The 15,664-nt window shown below is 34.2% G+C and carries 16 protein-coding genes; 2 read left to right on the top strand and 14 right to left on the bottom strand.

Translation table 11 applies throughout. From position 1 onward, the window contains the following. Window positions 1-134 precede the first annotated feature (134 nt). The 4 genes from LIS78_RS09020 to LIS78_RS09005 all read right to left on the bottom strand — a co-directional run bounded on the left by LIS78_RS09020 (window position 135) and on the right by LIS78_RS09005 (window position 4,970). Window positions 135-1,154, bottom strand: coding sequence for a Gfo/Idh/MocA family oxidoreductase (locus LIS78_RS09020; protein ID WP_252284996.1), 1,020 nt, complete (start codon window positions 1,152-1,154; stop codon window positions 135-137). Window positions 1,155-1,959: 805 nt separating this feature from the next. Then, entirely contained in the window at window positions 1,960-2,967 is a 1,008-nt protein-coding gene (locus LIS78_RS09015) for a LacI family DNA-binding transcriptional regulator (protein WP_209151392.1), read from the bottom strand. A 230-nt stretch (window positions 2,968-3,197) separates the two neighbouring features. Continuing rightward, window positions 3,198-4,094 carry a DMT family transporter gene (locus tag LIS78_RS09010; RefSeq protein WP_209151391.1) on the bottom strand — a complete coding sequence of 299 codons (897 nt, stop codon included), beginning with the start codon at window positions 4,092-4,094 and terminating at the stop codon, window positions 3,198-3,200. Between the two features lie 129 nt (window positions 4,095-4,223). Further along, complete coding sequence (locus LIS78_RS09005) at window positions 4,224-4,970, bottom strand: NADPH-dependent F420 reductase (RefSeq protein ID WP_209151390.1); 747 nt, start codon at window positions 4,968-4,970, stop codon at window positions 4,224-4,226. A 225-nt stretch (window positions 4,971-5,195) separates the two neighbouring features. Here LIS78_RS09005 and LIS78_RS09000 point away from each other — a divergent pair, with 225 nt between their 5' ends. Next, window positions 5,196-5,567 carry a winged helix-turn-helix transcriptional regulator gene (locus LIS78_RS09000; protein WP_209151389.1) on the top strand — a complete coding sequence of 124 codons (372 nt, stop codon included), beginning with the start codon at window positions 5,196-5,198 and terminating at the stop codon, window positions 5,565-5,567. 242 nt (window positions 5,568-5,809) lie between these two features. Here the strand turns inward: LIS78_RS09000 and nfsA are convergent, their stop codons facing one another. Continuing rightward, window positions 5,810-6,550 carry an oxygen-insensitive NADPH nitroreductase gene (gene nfsA / locus LIS78_RS08995; protein WP_209151388.1) on the bottom strand — a complete coding sequence of 247 codons (741 nt, stop codon included), beginning with the start codon at window positions 6,548-6,550 and terminating at the stop codon, window positions 5,810-5,812. Window positions 6,551-6,798: 248 nt separating this feature from the next. On the opposite strand from nfsA, the gene LIS78_RS08990 reads away from it, so the two are divergent. Then, window positions 6,799-7,545 carry a PfkB family carbohydrate kinase gene (locus LIS78_RS08990; RefSeq protein ID WP_245210705.1) on the top strand — a complete coding sequence of 249 codons (747 nt, stop codon included), beginning with the start codon at window positions 6,799-6,801 and terminating at the stop codon, window positions 7,543-7,545. Window positions 7,546-7,619: 74 nt separating this feature from the next. On the opposite strand, the gene LIS78_RS08985 is transcribed toward LIS78_RS08990, so the two are convergent. The 9 genes from LIS78_RS08985 to LIS78_RS08945 all read right to left on the bottom strand — a co-directional run bounded on the left by LIS78_RS08985 (window position 7,620) and on the right by LIS78_RS08945 (window position 15,651). After that, window positions 7,620-8,768 (bottom strand): tyrosine-type recombinase/integrase, encoded by a 1,149-nt coding sequence (locus tag LIS78_RS08985; protein ID WP_209151386.1) that lies wholly within the window; start codon window positions 8,766-8,768, stop codon window positions 7,620-7,622. A gap of 706 nt (window positions 8,769-9,474) precedes the next feature. After that, entirely contained in the window at window positions 9,475-10,353 is an 879-nt protein-coding gene (locus tag LIS78_RS08980) for a DMT family transporter (RefSeq protein ID WP_195780508.1), read from the bottom strand. Window positions 10,354-10,650: 297 nt separating this feature from the next. Beyond that, the gene (gene csaA / locus LIS78_RS08975; RefSeq protein WP_195780509.1) at window positions 10,651-10,980 is read right to left on the bottom strand and encodes a chaperone CsaA; all 330 of its coding nucleotides are present in this window, start codon (window positions 10,978-10,980) and stop codon (window positions 10,651-10,653) included. Window positions 10,981-11,170: 190 nt separating this feature from the next. Next, window positions 11,171-11,518: a hypothetical protein gene (locus LIS78_RS08970; RefSeq protein ID WP_209151385.1), complete on the bottom strand. Its 348-nt coding sequence runs from the start codon at window positions 11,516-11,518 to the stop codon at window positions 11,171-11,173. Window positions 11,519-11,863: 345 nt separating this feature from the next. Continuing rightward, window positions 11,864-12,379, bottom strand: a complete 516-nt coding sequence (locus LIS78_RS08965; RefSeq protein ID WP_209151384.1) for a DUF4241 domain-containing protein — start codon at window positions 12,377-12,379, stop codon at window positions 11,864-11,866. Window positions 12,380-12,528: 149 nt separating this feature from the next. Continuing rightward, a complete protein-coding gene (locus LIS78_RS08960) occupies window positions 12,529-12,996 on the bottom strand; it encodes a hypothetical protein (RefSeq protein ID WP_195780512.1) in 468 nt (155 codons plus the stop codon). A 10-nt stretch (window positions 12,997-13,006) separates the two neighbouring features. Then, window positions 13,007-14,017 (bottom strand): DUF3231 family protein, encoded by a 1,011-nt coding sequence (locus LIS78_RS08955; RefSeq protein WP_195780513.1) that lies wholly within the window; start codon window positions 14,015-14,017, stop codon window positions 13,007-13,009. 179 nt (window positions 14,018-14,196) lie between these two features. Then, window positions 14,197-14,709: a DUF3231 family protein gene (locus LIS78_RS08950; RefSeq protein ID WP_195780514.1), complete on the bottom strand. Its 513-nt coding sequence runs from the start codon at window positions 14,707-14,709 to the stop codon at window positions 14,197-14,199. A 183-nt stretch (window positions 14,710-14,892) separates the two neighbouring features. Then, the gene (locus LIS78_RS08945; RefSeq protein WP_195780515.1) at window positions 14,893-15,651 is read right to left on the bottom strand and encodes an SDR family oxidoreductase; all 759 of its coding nucleotides are present in this window, start codon (window positions 15,649-15,651) and stop codon (window positions 14,893-14,895) included. Between the last annotated feature and the right edge of the window lie 13 nt (window positions 15,652-15,664).

The following is a 15,664-nucleotide window of genomic DNA, read 5'->3' as shown; positions in this document are numbered from 1 at the left end:
TTTTACACATTTAATTTATTTTAGAAGTGATGCCTTTCAGAAATCTAAACCTAAAAAGAAGAATCAAATCCCTAATGTTATCGCTTTCTTTTCAGGTCAGATAAAATAGTAATTTTGTAATTGAGATAGTTTAATTAAATCAACTGTACACTTTCCTTAATTTTCACTGGTGCATTTGTCTTAACAGATTCAATACAAGCAAGTGCAATTGAAAGAGCTCTGCGAGCATCTTTACCTGTTACATAAGGAGTACTCTCATTACGCACACATTCTACAAAAGAAGTGAGTTCTGTGACGTAAGCATCATGTAATAATTCAGTGTCTTTTCGGTATGTATCGCTACTTATTCCTTCTGCAGTGTAGCGAATCATATTTGTTTGTTGAACACCTCCAGCTGTCACCATTCCGGCTGAACCAAATACTTCACCGCGAACATCATATCCATAAACTGCTTGGAAATTTGCTTCAGCTGTTGCAATTGCTCCGTTATCAAAACGGATGTTAACAACCGCAGTGTCAAGGAGACCTTTATCTTTAAAATCTGGACGTACAAGTGCATCAGCTACTGCGTAAACTTCAATTGGTTCTGCACCTGGATTTAAATAGAGTAATGTATCAAAATCATGGATTAGAGTTTCTAAAAAAATAGTCCATTCTGGAATTGGAGTTGGATCCCCTAATCCCGGATCACGCGTTAACGATCTCAATAACTGTGGAGTTCCGATTCTACCTTCAACAATATCGTTATGAGCAGCTCTAAAATCTGAAGCAAAACGACGATTAAAGCCGACTTGTAAGGGAACTTTTGCGTTCTGAGCTGCCAATATGGCTTTATCTGCTTCTTCTAGAGTAATTGCCATTGGCTTTTCACAAAAAACTGCTTTCCCTGCATTAGCAGCAGCAACAACAAGATCTGCATGTGAACGGGCAGGAGCTGCAATAACTACTGCGTCAATATGTGGATCTTGGAACATTTCCTTTGGATCTGTATATGCCTTTGATACTCCGAGTTCTTTCGCAAGTCTTTCAGCAGCTCCTGAAACTGGATCAGCAATCGCGTTAAGCTTTGCTCCATAGATTTTACGAGCAACTGTTCTTCCGTGAAAACTTCCCATACGTCCTGCACCAACCAGACCAATTCTAACTTCTTTCATCTTTCTTCCCCCTTAAGATTAAATAAAGTTACCTTCCTCTTGCTATTTCTTTTTTGTAGCGCTTTCATATTTTGGTTTAACCAACCCTTTTATGATTTGTAAGCTAGAAGTTAAGGAAAGCACTTTCCTTGATAATGAGTTTATCTTTTAGTTTTTTTATTGTCAATAATTTTTTAAAAATTTAAACAATAACACAAACTTATATCTTATAACTTGATTTTTAGATTAAATGTCCCTCTTAAGCGTCTTAACAATAGTAAGACAATTCTATATTTTTTTATAAGTACCAGTAAACTAAATTCAGTTACTCTCGAAAGTAAGGAAAGTTCTTTCCTTTTGGGGTTTCCTTAAAGTCAATAAGTAGTTACCACGATAAATTAATAAAGTTAATAGGAAAGCTCTAAATGGATTGCCCATCAATAACTATATTTTTTTGGTAAGATGGATTTCATTATATAGAATAAACAGCAATATTTTACCTATGTCAAACGAAGATTTTAGAGAAGAGTAAAGACAAGTAGTGATAGATTAATACATCGTTAGTTGGGGTAATGAAACACAAGACCATCTCAAACAAGATAAATTCTCTATAGATATTGTGGAAGATATTTATAAATGTTCTTATGATTTAGGATTATTGATTTTCTTCTTTTAAAAAAAGATAGCAAAAAAAGGCTACATAGCTTCAAAGGAAGCTATGTAGCCTTTTTTACTTCTGAAAATTGATTATACAATACATAAATGTCTAAATTTAAACTTTAATAACGGTATTAATTACTGCAAGGTTTAATTATTTTATTTACATTCATGTATTCGTTTTATTATGAGAAGTAGATGCACGAACCACTAATTTTGGAGATAAAACGATTCGTTGCTTCGTCTCCTTTGAATCTTCAATCTCCTCTATTAATAGTTCAACAACCTTCTTACTCATTTCATGAATAGGTTGAGCTATTGTAGTTAAAGGAGGATCACAAATTGTCGAAAGGACAGTGTCGTCAAACCCAATAATTGATAGATCTTGCGGAACTTTTATTTTAAGTTCACGCGCACCTTGTATTGCTCCAATCGCAAGAAATTCGGTTGAGGCAAAAATAGCTGTCGGGGGAACAGGCAAATGTAGAAGTTTACGTGTAGACTGTTTTCCTTCATCAAGTGAAGTATTATTGAGAGACACTAAACTTTCATCATATTGCAATCCTGCTTTCTCAAGGGCTTGTTTATATCCCTCAAATCTTGCTCTTATCGTCGGAAACTTAATGTCTTCAGTAATCATTGCAATTCTTTTATGCCCTAAGCTTATCAAGTATTCTGTAGCCTCATATCCTCCTAGAAAATCATCTACTAATACTGCATCCACAGCAAGCGAAGATACGTCTCTGGAAAGTAATGCAACCGGAATCTCGGCTTTAAGCAGCTCCTTGATAGCTTTATCCTCTTTTAATCCTGTAGCAATTATAATACCATCTATGTACTTTTGCTTTAATATGGAAATATATTCGATTTCATTTTTTAAATCATTATCGGTACTACAAATCATCAAACTAAAACCGAATTTCTTAACATGATTTTCAATACCCCTTGCTATTTCTGCCATGAAAGGATTAGCAATATTAGGTATTAAAAGCCCAATAGTTTGAATACGCTTTTTAACGGATGCTACGACACTAGGTTGATAGTCTAACTGATGCATGGTATCCCTAACCTTTTTTCTGGTTTTCTCTGCAATACTCCCCGTATTATTTAATACTTTAGAAACGGTTGAAATGGACACTCCAGCTTCCTTTGCTACATCATATATTGTTGGTTTCATTCCCTTTCCCTCTTTTCTCTTAACACCTCATACATTTATTCTAACCTATTTTAGCTACAGGTAAAATAATTGAATAACAAAGATTGATATAGTCGGCTCTAACATCAAAGTCACTGTGTATACGATATAACAAGTCTAATTAACATAATGGAATTTTATCGAAATTAAAAAAGCTTTTAAGAAGTATATCTCTTAAAAGCGTTCTTAATTAAATTATTAGTTTTGCTATGCTATGCTTCCACTTTTTTCTCTAATGGAGGTTTAGGTAATTTATTTAGCCGTAAATTACCTGATAAATATAACCCAGTAAAGACAAACAGGGAAGCAATAGCATCGTATATTGTAATCTTTTCACCTAATAAGATAGAGGCTAAAAGGTAACCTGCAATAGGTGTTAGAAATAGCCAGATATTTGCTTTAACGGCATCTTGTTTAAGTAAATAAAACCATAGGATCATGGCAAAGATTGAAACACCTAAAACGGACCACACTAGATATAGAACCAGATTCATATCAAATAGGACGGGTTCATCTAATTCTAAAAGCATAGAAGGTATAATTAAAATAATTCCACCAAATAAAACCTGCCAGGCATTAATTACTAAGCTAGGCAGTTGCAACTTTTGTTTTTGAAAATAAATACTGCCAATGGCCATGGATATCATGCCAATTAGGAGCAAGAGTATTCCACTCAATGTAGAATGTCCATCTTGCAATAAAGGATATGTAGCAATTACTAAGCCAATGGCTGAAACAAGCATCCCCATCCACTCTTTCTTCTGAATGAAACGATTCATGAAAATTGAGGACAGAATTGCAACAAGAAAAGGATTAACAACGACTGCTAAATTAAAAAAGCCAGATGATACGGTTTTTAGTGCCCAAAAACCACAACCGAGATACAAAGAAGTATTAAATAAACCTAATAGTATCAGTGGTTTCCACTCATGTTTTTGGGGCATGCGGTATTTACCTTTCCTAAACAAATAAATATATACTAACAATAAACTACCGGCTAAAAGAAAGCGAATAGTCCCCATTATTAATGGCGGGGCCGATAAAAGACCAAATTTAACAGACACCGCCCCAGATGCCCATAGAATCGTAAATAAAATACCAAAAAACATTTCTTTCTGCCTCCTTCGGATACTTACTAGATATAAAATTAATTTAAATAGCCATTTTCCAGAAAGTAGACGATTACGATGTGTCTTATATAACAAAAGGTGCGCTCTAACTGAGTGCACCTTTTGTTTTTATGAATTATATATTTCTCTGTTTAGATTCACAACATCCTTATGTGAAAATTCAACTTCCTTTTTTTCTGCATGGATCTCTGCAAAACTTTCCATCACTTTATCACGTAGTAATGGTGCTTTTTCTTTATCTGCCTTTTTCAACGCTTTCGTGAGTTCATCTTTTGTTAGCTCTGTGCAGTAAGCAGGAGTTCCTGGCTGTTGTCTCCAAGAGTCACTTAAAGAACCATTGTCTACTGAATCGAAGCCTAGCTCGTGTACTACGTCCATGATTACTTGTTTATGTGATGGGTCATTGCCAGAAACCGCCATCGCGATTCGTCCACTAGATTCTTCGGATGTTCCTTCATTTTCTAAAGTATAGGCTAATAAGTTGTTGAAAGCTTTAATGACAGGTCTGCCTAATTGATTTGAAACCCAAACACTTTCAACCATCCCGTTCTCGATTTCTTCAATTTTACCGTCTCTAAAAGGATAATAATTTGAAGTATCTACAATGATTACTTCCTCCTCGACTTGATCGATAATGTTCCGAATGCTTGGCATTGCTTCTATAGGGAGAGATATTATAAGAACTTCAATATTTTTAATTGCATCCTCTACACGTACAGGTGTTCCAGCAAGCTCTTTTCCTTCTAAACGTTCAATTCCTCTTGCATCTGCAATTTTGACATCATGCCCATTCTTAACTAATTTTTTAGAAATAATTGAACCAATTGATCCTGCACCTATAATTCCAAATCTCATTATTGTTCCTCCTCAAGAATTTGTATATAAAAGAATTGCTTTGTTTAAAGTTGCACAATGATATGTTTATCAAACCGTAAACATATATTCATTAGATATTAAACACGTATTGAGTATTTCTGTTACATATACTAGAATAAAATCATTTCTCATTTTTTTAAAGTAGGCAATAAAAATTGCCGTAGTACATTTTTTTGTACTTAACAGTAGAAAGCAGGTGAAAAGGTGTCGAGAATATGTAAGGATGGATTTAACAAAGAGTGTATAAAGGAACAAAGAGAAGTATATGGCATTGCTTATACTCAAAATATGCTTTCAGGACGCTGGAAGTATATTATCCTTTGGTTTTTAAAAACAAAAGAACGTCGTTATAGCGAAATTAAAGCTTTTTTATGGGACATTTCACAAGGTTCTCTTACAAAACAGTTGAGAGAACTAGAAACAGATGGACTAATTAAACGGGAGGTTTTTCCTGAGGTGCCTCCACGTGTTGAATATTCCTTAACAACTAAAGGGTGTGAATTTATCCCAATACTTGATATGATGGAGAATTTCGGCAAAAAATTCGGGGAGAAACCTGAGGGAAATAATAAATAGAAGGACCTTATATATGTAAGCAGGAATGCTAATTTATATAAAAACGTTAGAAGAAAGAGCGTAAAACCTTTGTCGTTCATTGGGCTCACGCTCTTTCTTTCCCTTTAGATATAGTTTTATGGAAAACGAATTCTATTTGTACAAAAGTCCTTTACTTTAATGTGAGTAGGTTCTAATCCAGATAACATTAAAAAGTAGGTAACAATCCGGAATCCAGTTTATTTTACGTGAGTTGTAAAAGTTTATTTTTTAGCAAATCCTTGTTTGTTTAAATAATCAAGCGTAAAGGGCAGTTTACTTCTTTCAAGATGATCTTCAATATGATCTTTCCATCCCTTTACTTTCTTTACTGTGAAAGGAGCTTTAACAGGACGATCTTGGTAATACTCACGCATCTGTTGGTCATACATTGCTAATTTTTCTTCATTTAGTGGTTGATACTGATTATCAAACATAACCATTGATTGAGGTAAACGTGGTTTTAGTCCAGGTTTCTCTCCAGAAGGATGGCCTATGCATAGTCCCACTAAAGGAACCACATGCTTTGGTAAATTTAATACCTCAGTTAATTCTGCAATATTAAGTCTTACTCCACCAATATATACACCACCGAGTCCCATTGATTCAGCTGCCGTTAAAGCATTTTGAGCCATGAGCCCAGCATCGAATGAACCAATTAAAAGGTATTCTATATAGTCAAGGTCTACCTTGGGAGCAATCTGATGATTTCGGTTAAAATCAGCACAAAAAATCCAAAACTCGGCAGCATCTTCAATATACGGTTGATTACCAGATAGTTGCGTCATCTTTTTTCGAAGATCTGAATCAGTAATTCTAATGATAGAAACCACTTGTAGTAGGCTGAATGATGAAGTTTGGTTAGCCGCCTTAAAGATTGTATTTCGTTGTTCCTCTGTCAGTGGTTGATCTATAAAAGAACGAATAGAGGTATGATTACAAAGTAATTCAATTGTATTATTCATATTGACATTCTTCCTTTCTTTCCTAAATATTAAATTCACAACTAATTTTGTCATGCTTATTGAGTTTTATTGGAACTATTTGTAAAAGTAAATTCTACTTGCATTGACTATAATAAAATCATTACTCTCATTTATGAAGAGGGCAATTTTAATTGCTCTAGTACCATTTTTTGTACCTAGCAGTAGTAAAAGGGTTTAAAGACGTCTAAATTATGTAAAGATGATTTTTCAAGAGCCTTCATAAATTGATGACACGACGTATGGAAATACTCACTAACTTCAAAGAGAGCTTCATTTATCTCTGTTATTGGAATAGCATAAGAGTCAATACTTCTTATATAAAAAAACTCGGTTCAACTGGTATGGGTCTTGTTCATGTAATGCCCGACGGCGATTATTATAGTACGATTGTTAAAGGGGCAAACGATTTAATTACAATAAATGATATTGATGAAATAGCTCATTTATTAGATTCCTCTTCTTTTATAGTCTTACAACAGGAAATTCCTGAAGAAGTTATAGAGTATATTATTACTAAATACGAAAGCGCTAACTTAAAAATAGTGTTAAATAATGCCCCGGCTCGGAAAGTAAAAGAAAATATATTAAAATGCGTCGATGTTTTAGTGGTGAATGAAACGGAAGCCTCCTTTATGTCAGGAAAATCTATAAACTCTGCCTCTGACGCAATTAATATAGGGAAAGAAATGCTCCCTCTAACTGGTGGGATGGTTGTCATTACATTAGGAAAAGACGGATCTGTAGTAGTAACTGAATCATACAGTAATTTCTTCCCTGCTGAAAATGTCCAAGCTGTAGATGCTACAGGTGCAGGAGATTCTTTTATTGGAGCACTTATCTATGCAATGTCTGAAGGTTTATCTATTGATCAATGTATGAAATTTGCTACTCATATCGGTGCAATAACTGTCACAAAAGAAGGTGGACAACATTCCTTTCCAACTAAGAAAGAGATCGAAAGTATCCTCATTTAGGGAGTAGTTTTTTTAATAATCAAAAGGAGCAATACCATGTTAAAGATGTGGTATTGCTCTTTTTGATGAAAATGTTAGAATTCCTCTTCCTTCCACATGAGCCCAATTTCTTGTTCTCTTTGCAAAACCTTCTCCAGATAACGCTCGGTTGTTTTACGGTCACTATGGCCAAGTTCCTTTTGAATTAAGAAAATATCGGCTCCCTGCTGCCTACTATAAATCGCATAAAAATGACGAAAATAATGAGGTGTAACCCTGTCAGTCCGTTCTTTTACAAAAGGTAATTCTGTTCGTTCAATGATACGAACAATATAATTACTTAAGTTTTTATATTGATAATAGTCTCCATCTTTAGTTGGAAATAATGGACCTTGATCACTTGAATTTAATGCTGTATTAACATGACGTCGTTCTCGAAAAGCAAGAATGCGTTCATATAGCGATGGATGAAGTAACTTATCAAATTTCTTTCCACCCTTACCTACTCCTCTTAGTCGATAATGGCCACTTAAACTGTCTAGATATACATCTCCCCATGAAGCTTTGGCTATTTCTTGTACACGAAGACCTGTCATGGCCAGCATCGTTAACAATCCATAGTTGATAGGATGGTCTTTGTAGTAGTCTAGAAGCTGTTTGACTTCATGGTAATACAAATCTCGATTTGGAATTTCTTGCTCAGATAGTGACGTGCTTAAGATTTCTTCATGTAATGGATGCTGAATATACTTCGTTTCATGTAGCCATTTCATAAAACTTTTTAAAATCGTCATTTTAGCGTCTAAAGTTGCAGGTGAATAAGGTTTCCCGCCCTTTCCTAACAATGCGGTGCTTAAATAATCCTGGTAGTTCCGTATATGCCAAGGACGTAGGTTTTTAAAAATAGTTTCTTCTATATAACTGTCTACATCCTGTCGTAAGAACGATTCACTTTCTACAGCATATTGATAAAACTGCAATAAAATCCGTACGTATTCGGTTTTTGTATTTTCTTTTCGTTCTCGGTCCTTTCGAATATGCTTTCGCTGGTGGACATAGTAGTACATCATTTCTTCATCCGTAAAATCACTGAACATATCTTCACTTTTTCGCTGGTGATGCTCATTTCTTTCTTCTAATGCATCATAATATTTACTATCTAGCAACAATGAAACGATTTTATTGAAATCCCCTTTTCTTTCCCTTACTTCTGTTCCTATATGTACTAATGAGAAATCTCGCATAAAACCTCTCCTTTCGCAAAACATGTCTTCTTATTTATAGATCTTCCTTGCGTTAAGATATTTTCTTCTCTACGTAAGGTTTAAGTTTGTATTTATATGTATATAGATGATAAAAAACCTTTAAAACGTAATAATAGCGTTACTAACGATAGCTAAACTACTAATTATTTTAAATAAATATTTAATGTTTCCGTAATTAAATATTTATTTAAAGTTACTTATTATATTTATTGCTTATTAATTGTAACTTATTTAAAAGTAAAAGTATAAACTTACTTTCTATAAATATAGTTTATTATTTATATCGTTTGTAGAAAAATCCCCTATTTGTCGTCATTTAGAATAAAAGCTAAAACCATAATTTTTATAAGGTAGTTTTAACTTTTATTTCTTTATATAAAATACATTACTTTTGTATAAAGAAGTAAATATATATTATTAAAAATATAGTAACATTAAATATTTATAAATTTTCCGTTTGGTTATAGTTAATATAAAAATTTCTTAGAAGGAAATTAAAAGATAGGTGGGCATTCCATAAGAAGTAAAATAAACAATTTATCGTAAGGGAAAGTAAATAGTGAAACTATAAATATATTATTAATACTTTAATATTTACACATATATATTGAAGTTATTGACAAAAGGTTTACATTAAAATAAAGAGCACCAGTTTTGAACTGGTGCTCTTTATTTTAACTATAAATTAGTTCGTTTTTCCTTTGATAACTAATAAAACACCACTAAGAATTAAGAATGAACCTATCCAAAACGTTCCACCGATACTTTCTCCTAGGAGGAGCCAGCCAAGTAACGTTCCTACTAGAGGTTGAAAAAAGAAAAATAAACCTCCACTTGAAGCATTTAATAACTGTAATCCGCGATTCCAAAGTATAAATGCTAAAGCTGTTGAAACGATACCTAAATATAATAGTCCTCCTCCGATAGTCGGATCAGTTAACTTGGAAATATGAATCTCACCTAAGCCTTTGTACACAAAGGGAGTGAGTACCAAAATAGCAACTAAAATTGAATAAGTTGTAATGACGACTGGAGAATAACTGTTTGGCACACGTTTTATAAGAATAGACATTAAAGCCCATGTTAAAGCCGCCATGAGTAGTGAAATACCACCAAGCTGGCTAGACATATTTATGTGTCCATTTCCGACAATTAGTAATACGCCTATTGTAGCCAAACAAATAGATATTCCTTTTTTCATATTCAATTTCTCTTTAAGAATTAACCGAGCAAAAATCACCATAAAAGCTGGTGTGGATGATGTAATAATGGCCCCCATTTGCGCTGAAGATAGCATTGTGCCGTATTCTTGGGTGACAATTGAGATGGCATTACCAATTACACCAATAACGACAATCAAAGGGATATGGCGTTTATTAATTCTCCAAGATTGTCTTTTTATCAAACCGATGATAACAAGTGCAAGAATAGCAATTACATATCGTATCCAAACCAATTCTAATGGTGGGATAGCTGCTACAACAACTTTAACGACAACGTACATGCCGCCCCAAATGCTGGCAGCTAAAGCTAAATATATAGAACCTAATAAGGTGTTTTTCATTTTTTGTACCCTCCGTATTTAAAAAGTAGGTCAATGTATGCCCCAACGGAGAGAAGTAGTCACTTTACTCCATTAAGGACGGAGAAGTGCTACTGGTACATCATTTTCAAATAATGGAGCTAAGAACATTTATTTCACCTCAAATTTAGTCTAGTATCATGAACATATATTATTTGATTTTAGCTTAAACCTTTTTTGAATAAAAGACAGAATTCTTTATAGGCGTATTTTCCCATTACAATGTATTCCTACACGTATACCGCACTGTTTATTTAAAAGGCCTAAATAATAACATTATTAAGCAATGGGTGTACCATTTTTAACAACCTCACTAGGCTTTAATAGTACTACATCTCCTTCTTTCGGAATTCCACCCATAACTAGCACCTCAGACTTAAAACCAGCAATACGCATAGGAGGAAAATTCACCACAGCAACTACTTGAGATCCAATTAATTGTTCCGGCTTATAACGTCGTGTAATCTGAGCTGAAGAACATTTTACTCCAAGCTCACCAAAGTCTATCTCTAGTTTTATTGCAGGCTTCCTTGCTTCTGGAAATGGTTCGGCTTTTACTATCGTACCAATACGAATATCTAATTTAAAAAAATCCTCAATTGTTGCCATTATTATCACCTATACTTTTATTATTTCGAGATACACTCTAAAAAATTTCAATTTATCCCTTTGGACTTTAATGATTGTACCATAAGCAAAAGACACAATTTTGTCCTGTCTTAAGAAGATATTGTCCAATTATAATATATAGGAGATTTAAACTTACTTAACATAAAACGGCTTATCGGTAGTAAGTATGCTAAAACTTAATGTCTATCCACTTTCCGTTTACGAATTCCTCATAAGTTCCCCATTGAGGCGTACAAGTATTTATAGCCTTAATTCTTACTGGTTTAATAATATCTTCCTGACACTCCTCGATTGGATTTGGTACATAAATCCAAGAAGCTTTACTATCTTTTTCTTTTGAAAATTCCTTGTTAAAAAAGTCTTCAGCTTCTTGTAATGTTTCAAAACTATAGTCTCCAATTGAAGGCACATCATCTAACGTATCGTAAAGAAACATATTTACTTCGTCTTTGATCTTCACTATCATAACTTTTTTAATATCATTTATAGGCATATCTAATATTATGTATTTCCTCATTAAATCTCCTTACTAAAGATGTATAGTCTATATATTCTAAATTAACATAATGTTTTTTCTCGGCGCCTAAGCGACATAGAACTTCTTATTAACCTATATGATATAATTAACAAAAATAGGAAGGTAGGAAGGGGTAGGCCTATTGTTTGGAGGAATTGTACTTGGCCTGATTATAGTATTAATTATATTTTTCGCTATGGCTAAAACAATAAAAGACACTCAAAAAGATCATGATAAAAAGAGACGCTAAGTTTATGTATATCGTATACAATTTTAGTTAACATAATCACCATTCTAGATAGCAGTAAGAGACTTCCTTTATTGAAAGTCTCTTACTGCTTCATTCTATTCTTCTTCCTCTTCTACGTAAAATTCCAACAACACAGCTACAATTTCATGTTGATCATTGTATTGAACAAAAACGGGATAGTATCCATCACCTATACCAGACATTGAAACTGTACCACCTGCTACGATGCCAGCTTCGTCATCAGAAGAAGCGATGATGTCTGAGCACGCGACATAATATTTCATGCCTTCTTCGTCCATTTCTATCTCATAAATATTCTTTACTTCATATGAAATAGCTTCATCTCTTCCGAAAACGGATGCATCAAATATACCCGCCATAGCAGAATCAACGCCGATATCTTTACCTGTTTCTATCCATTCTGAACCCAGTTCAATATCGCGGTGACAGGCCATTAATTTAGTTATCGTAAAATCTTCAGTGAAGAAGACAGTCGATTCCCATTCTCCACTTTTAGCTGGCTCCAATACCCAAGATAATATGTCACTTTCGTCAAACGCATCTTCTACTGGATAACACGGATCTGAAACAATAAGTTGATTTCCTTTCACTTAGAAAGAACCTAAGATTTTTTTATTCATATTTTTACCCCCATTTATTTGTTAGTTTAATTCATCTAATTCAATAAATGAAGATGTATACTATATACAAAGCTATTTTACATAATCACCTTTCTCGGTATTCAATAAACAAAGATGACTTAGTTATACATCCTTTTTTTTATGATTGTTTTTAAGAAAAAGCCTATAATTAATCCCGGTATCACACAAATCATTGGAAACCATACAGTCCCTAGCATAATCCCAAACAACGTGATTTTTGATGAATATATAATTCCTATGGTAACAAAACATGCAGAGAATACAAAAGGAAGATAAGAATAAGGTTCTTTTCCTCCACCCGCATCTTTAATTGCGTCCCACATTGCAAGAAAGTAAACACAAGGATAAAACATAAGCCATTGATAATTTGTTTGAGTAATTGAATCCTCTATTTTTCCAATAAAACTTAAACGAATAATTTCATTAAAATGAGAATTTACATTTATCATAAATTCAAGTGCAATAAAAAGAATGCCTTTAAAAAGTTTACCGTTTAATATTTGGGCAAAGCCAGGTAATGCAATACTCCACAAAATTCTTTCCACGACTTTATCCTTTTTTTTCATAACATTCACATCATTTATTTTTTGCCAAGTCTTCACGATCTGTGGCAGTGGGTGGCTGTTCCATCCATCCATTATCTATTAAAAGATTTGCCCCATCTTCAGCTAATAGCCCCATTTCTGTAATCATACGTGCGTAATCAACTGACAAGTCTCTTCTTTGACAAACTGATAAGGCCTCACCATAATAAGCTATGGCAGCAGAAAGTAGTGTCACTACGTGGTACAGCATCAGCTTATCTGAAAAAGGAGGCACTGTTGAATCAGTTACTTCTGACTCAAATGTTCTTGGCGCATGCAAATTATCTTCTTCTAACATTGATGTTAGGATATTAAAGTGTTTTTCGCAAAGCTTCCTACCCCGTTCCATATAATCTCGGACCTCTGTAGATCGAGCAACTTGACTAAAGCCTAACTCGAGTACTATTTTCATTAGTGTTTTCTGCATATTAAGGTAGGCAGCACTGATTTCGACTGCATTAATCGGTCTACGTTTACCAAACCAACCTCTTAAAAAGTTTTGTTCCTTTACAAAATCGATTTTCTGTTTATTGTTTAGTGTTGGAGGTTTACTGATAATCCCTTTGTGTAACAAAATATTCGTTGCTCTATTATACAATTCCATCGTCTCATAACTACATTTAATAAAGTATTGTCTCTGGTCTTCTCTTATGCTGATGCTGACTGCGCCAGAGTATCTAGTCATGCCGTGAATAGCCATGATTTGTAAATAAACAATCATATATGTATCAGTAAATAAAGGAGGTGCTTCTACTGTAACGTCTTCATTTGTAAAACCTATAGGAATCGGATAATTTTCTTGCGTTAAAAATTGTTTAACTTTTTCAAGATGATTTTCTGCTAATTCAAGAGCATATTGAAGTACCTCACGAATGTTTTCGTCTTTTGCATGATTTATAAAATAGAGAAGAATACAACGTGACAAACTGTCATTTTCATATTGCATCCAAAGACTTGCAAGTTCTGATGCAGTAATTTTAGTTTCATGGTTAATGTTATTCATTTTCATCCCTCCTAATGGATTGTGAAAGATGGGATTAGTATAACCATTTGCCCCAACTTATACTTTTTAGTCTGCTTGCATAAGTTATTTTTAGTTATCATAATGTCGACTATAGGAAATGAAAAAAGTGTCCCTATTTGCTAAGAAACACCTTTTTGTATTCTATAGAATGCTAATCGTTAACAATCAGATTTTTTAGACTTATGAAGAGGTGGCGGAATTAACCAACCTTTTTCTTTATTAAGTCGTAGAAACTTTCCTCCAAGAGCTACCTTTTGCATATGAATTTGTGCAAACATGGCTGCAATATCTTCACGAATACATTGTCCAATCAGTTGACTACAACCCACTAGACCAGCAGCTATATCCAATGAAATTGCAGCTGCAATTTCTGGATCCTGAACGCGTGCACCTACTGGAATATCATCTAAACAAGCTTCAGGTCGTTCAGGTGGGGTCGGCGGTAAACCTACTCCATTTTCTTTTAACAGCGTTTCTATGCCTTTCATTTCTTGCTGACACTGCTCGATAGTTTCTTGTACCAACTTATGTAGATCCTTGTCTCCTACATGATTTAGAAATGTTTGATAGCCAGACACTAACCCTTTTGAGGTAGAAAGATACGACCATGTTCCAAACACCTCACCATAATGCATTGGTTCGTCTGTAGGATTGCCACTTAAAATACCCATTGTTATCCTCCTTATAAAATTCATTATAGTGTGCCACCTTCCTTGCTATGCACATGCTTAACATCTCCATATCTTGTTTTATTATTCTTCTAGATATACAAAAGGTAAATTTATCTATGAATATTATTCAATGTTTTAAGTAAACTAACTAAGATGCCTGGATGAGCATCAGCCACTATACTATTAAATACAAGTAAAGGCGCCGTCTACTACAAAGTCTGCTCCTGTGGTAAAGCTGCTAGTATCTCCAGCAAGATAGACACATATAGATTGAAGTTCTTCTGGTCTTCCCATTCTCTTAAGAGGTGCCATTTGATTCCATTGCTCGATTAAGGGCTGCAAACTTGGAGAATTTAATGTAAGTTCCGTACCCATATAGCCTGGACTAATACAATTTACACGTACATTTCTTGTAGCCCATTCTACTGCCAGAGATTTTGTCAACTGAATTACTCCTGCTTTAGAGGCGTTATAGGAACACTGCGGCTGAGGCACGTTTACAATATGGCCTGACATAGAAGCCGTATTAATAATAGAACCGCCACCTTGCTTTAACATTACTTTTCCAGCTGCTTGAGCTGTTAAAAATACACCAGTTAGATTAATATCAATGACCTTTTTCCACTGATCAAAAGTCATTTCTTCTGCAGGTACATTCATACAGATTCCAGCATTACAGAAGGCAACATCTATACGACCAAAAACGTTAAGTATTTTTTCAATCATGCCATCTACATCTTCTGGTTTTGTAACATCGGCTTCAATAGCAATCGTTTCAACCTCATGATGTTCTTTTAACTCAGCTGCGGTTTTTTGAGCTGCTTCAAAATCCAGATCCACAATCGCTACATCGGCTCCTGCTTCAGCGAAAGCGATTGCAACACTCTTTCCAATACCCCTTGCTCCACCTGTGACAAAGATTTTCTTTTCATCCAATCTCATTTTTTCAATGATT

It is taken from the genome of Priestia megaterium (assembly GCF_023824195.1).
In the GTDB taxonomy this organism is placed as follows: Bacteria; Bacillota; Bacilli; order Bacillales; family Bacillaceae_H; genus Priestia; species Priestia megaterium_D.
The sequence above is the reverse complement of the archived record's forward strand: the minus strand, read 5'-3'. Positions and strand labels throughout refer to the sequence as shown.

Coding starts and splice junctions, on each gene's coding strand:
- csaA (WP_195780509.1), bottom strand. CDS start 10,980: ATGGCAACAATTGAGGATTTTTTTAAATTAGATATTCGTATTGGTACG.
- LIS78_RS09005 (WP_209151390.1), bottom strand. CDS start 4,970: ATGAGATTTGGAATTATAGGTGCAGGATCAATTGGTTCAATTATTTCT.
- LIS78_RS09010 (WP_209151391.1), bottom strand. CDS start 4,094: ATGTTTTTTGGTATTTTATTTACGATTCTATGGGCATCTGGGGCGGTG.
- LIS78_RS08945 (WP_195780515.1), bottom strand. CDS start 15,651: ATGAGATTGGATGAAAAGAAAATCTTTGTCACAGGTGGAGCAAGGGGT.
- LIS78_RS08980 (WP_195780508.1), bottom strand. CDS start 10,353: ATGAAAAACACCTTATTAGGTTCTATATATTTAGCTTTAGCTGCCAGC.
- LIS78_RS08950 (WP_195780514.1), bottom strand. CDS start 14,709: ATGGGTATTTTAAGTGGCAATCCTACAGACGAACCAATGCATTATGGT.
- LIS78_RS08985 (WP_209151386.1), bottom strand. CDS start 8,768: ATGCGAGATTTCTCATTAGTACATATAGGAACAGAAGTAAGGGAAAGA.
- nfsA (WP_209151388.1), bottom strand. CDS start 6,550: ATGAATAATACAATTGAATTACTTTGTAATCATACCTCTATTCGTTCT.
- LIS78_RS09020 (WP_252284996.1), bottom strand. CDS start 1,154: ATGAAAGAAGTTAGAATTGGTCTGGTTGGTGCAGGACGTATGGGAAGT.
- LIS78_RS08960 (WP_195780512.1), bottom strand. CDS start 12,996: ATGAAAAAAAAGGATAAAGTCGTGGAAAGAATTTTGTGGAGTATTGCA.
- LIS78_RS08990 (WP_245210705.1), top strand. CDS start 6,799: ATGACACGACGTATGGAAATACTCACTAACTTCAAAGAGAGCTTCATT.
- LIS78_RS09015 (WP_209151392.1), bottom strand. CDS start 2,967: ATGAAACCAACAATATATGATGTAGCAAAGGAAGCTGGAGTGTCCATT.
- LIS78_RS08970 (WP_209151385.1), bottom strand. CDS start 11,518: ATGAGGAAATACATAATATTAGATATGCCTATAAATGATATTAAAAAA.
- LIS78_RS08955 (WP_195780513.1), bottom strand. CDS start 14,017: ATGAATAACATTAACCATGAAACTAAAATTACTGCATCAGAACTTGCA.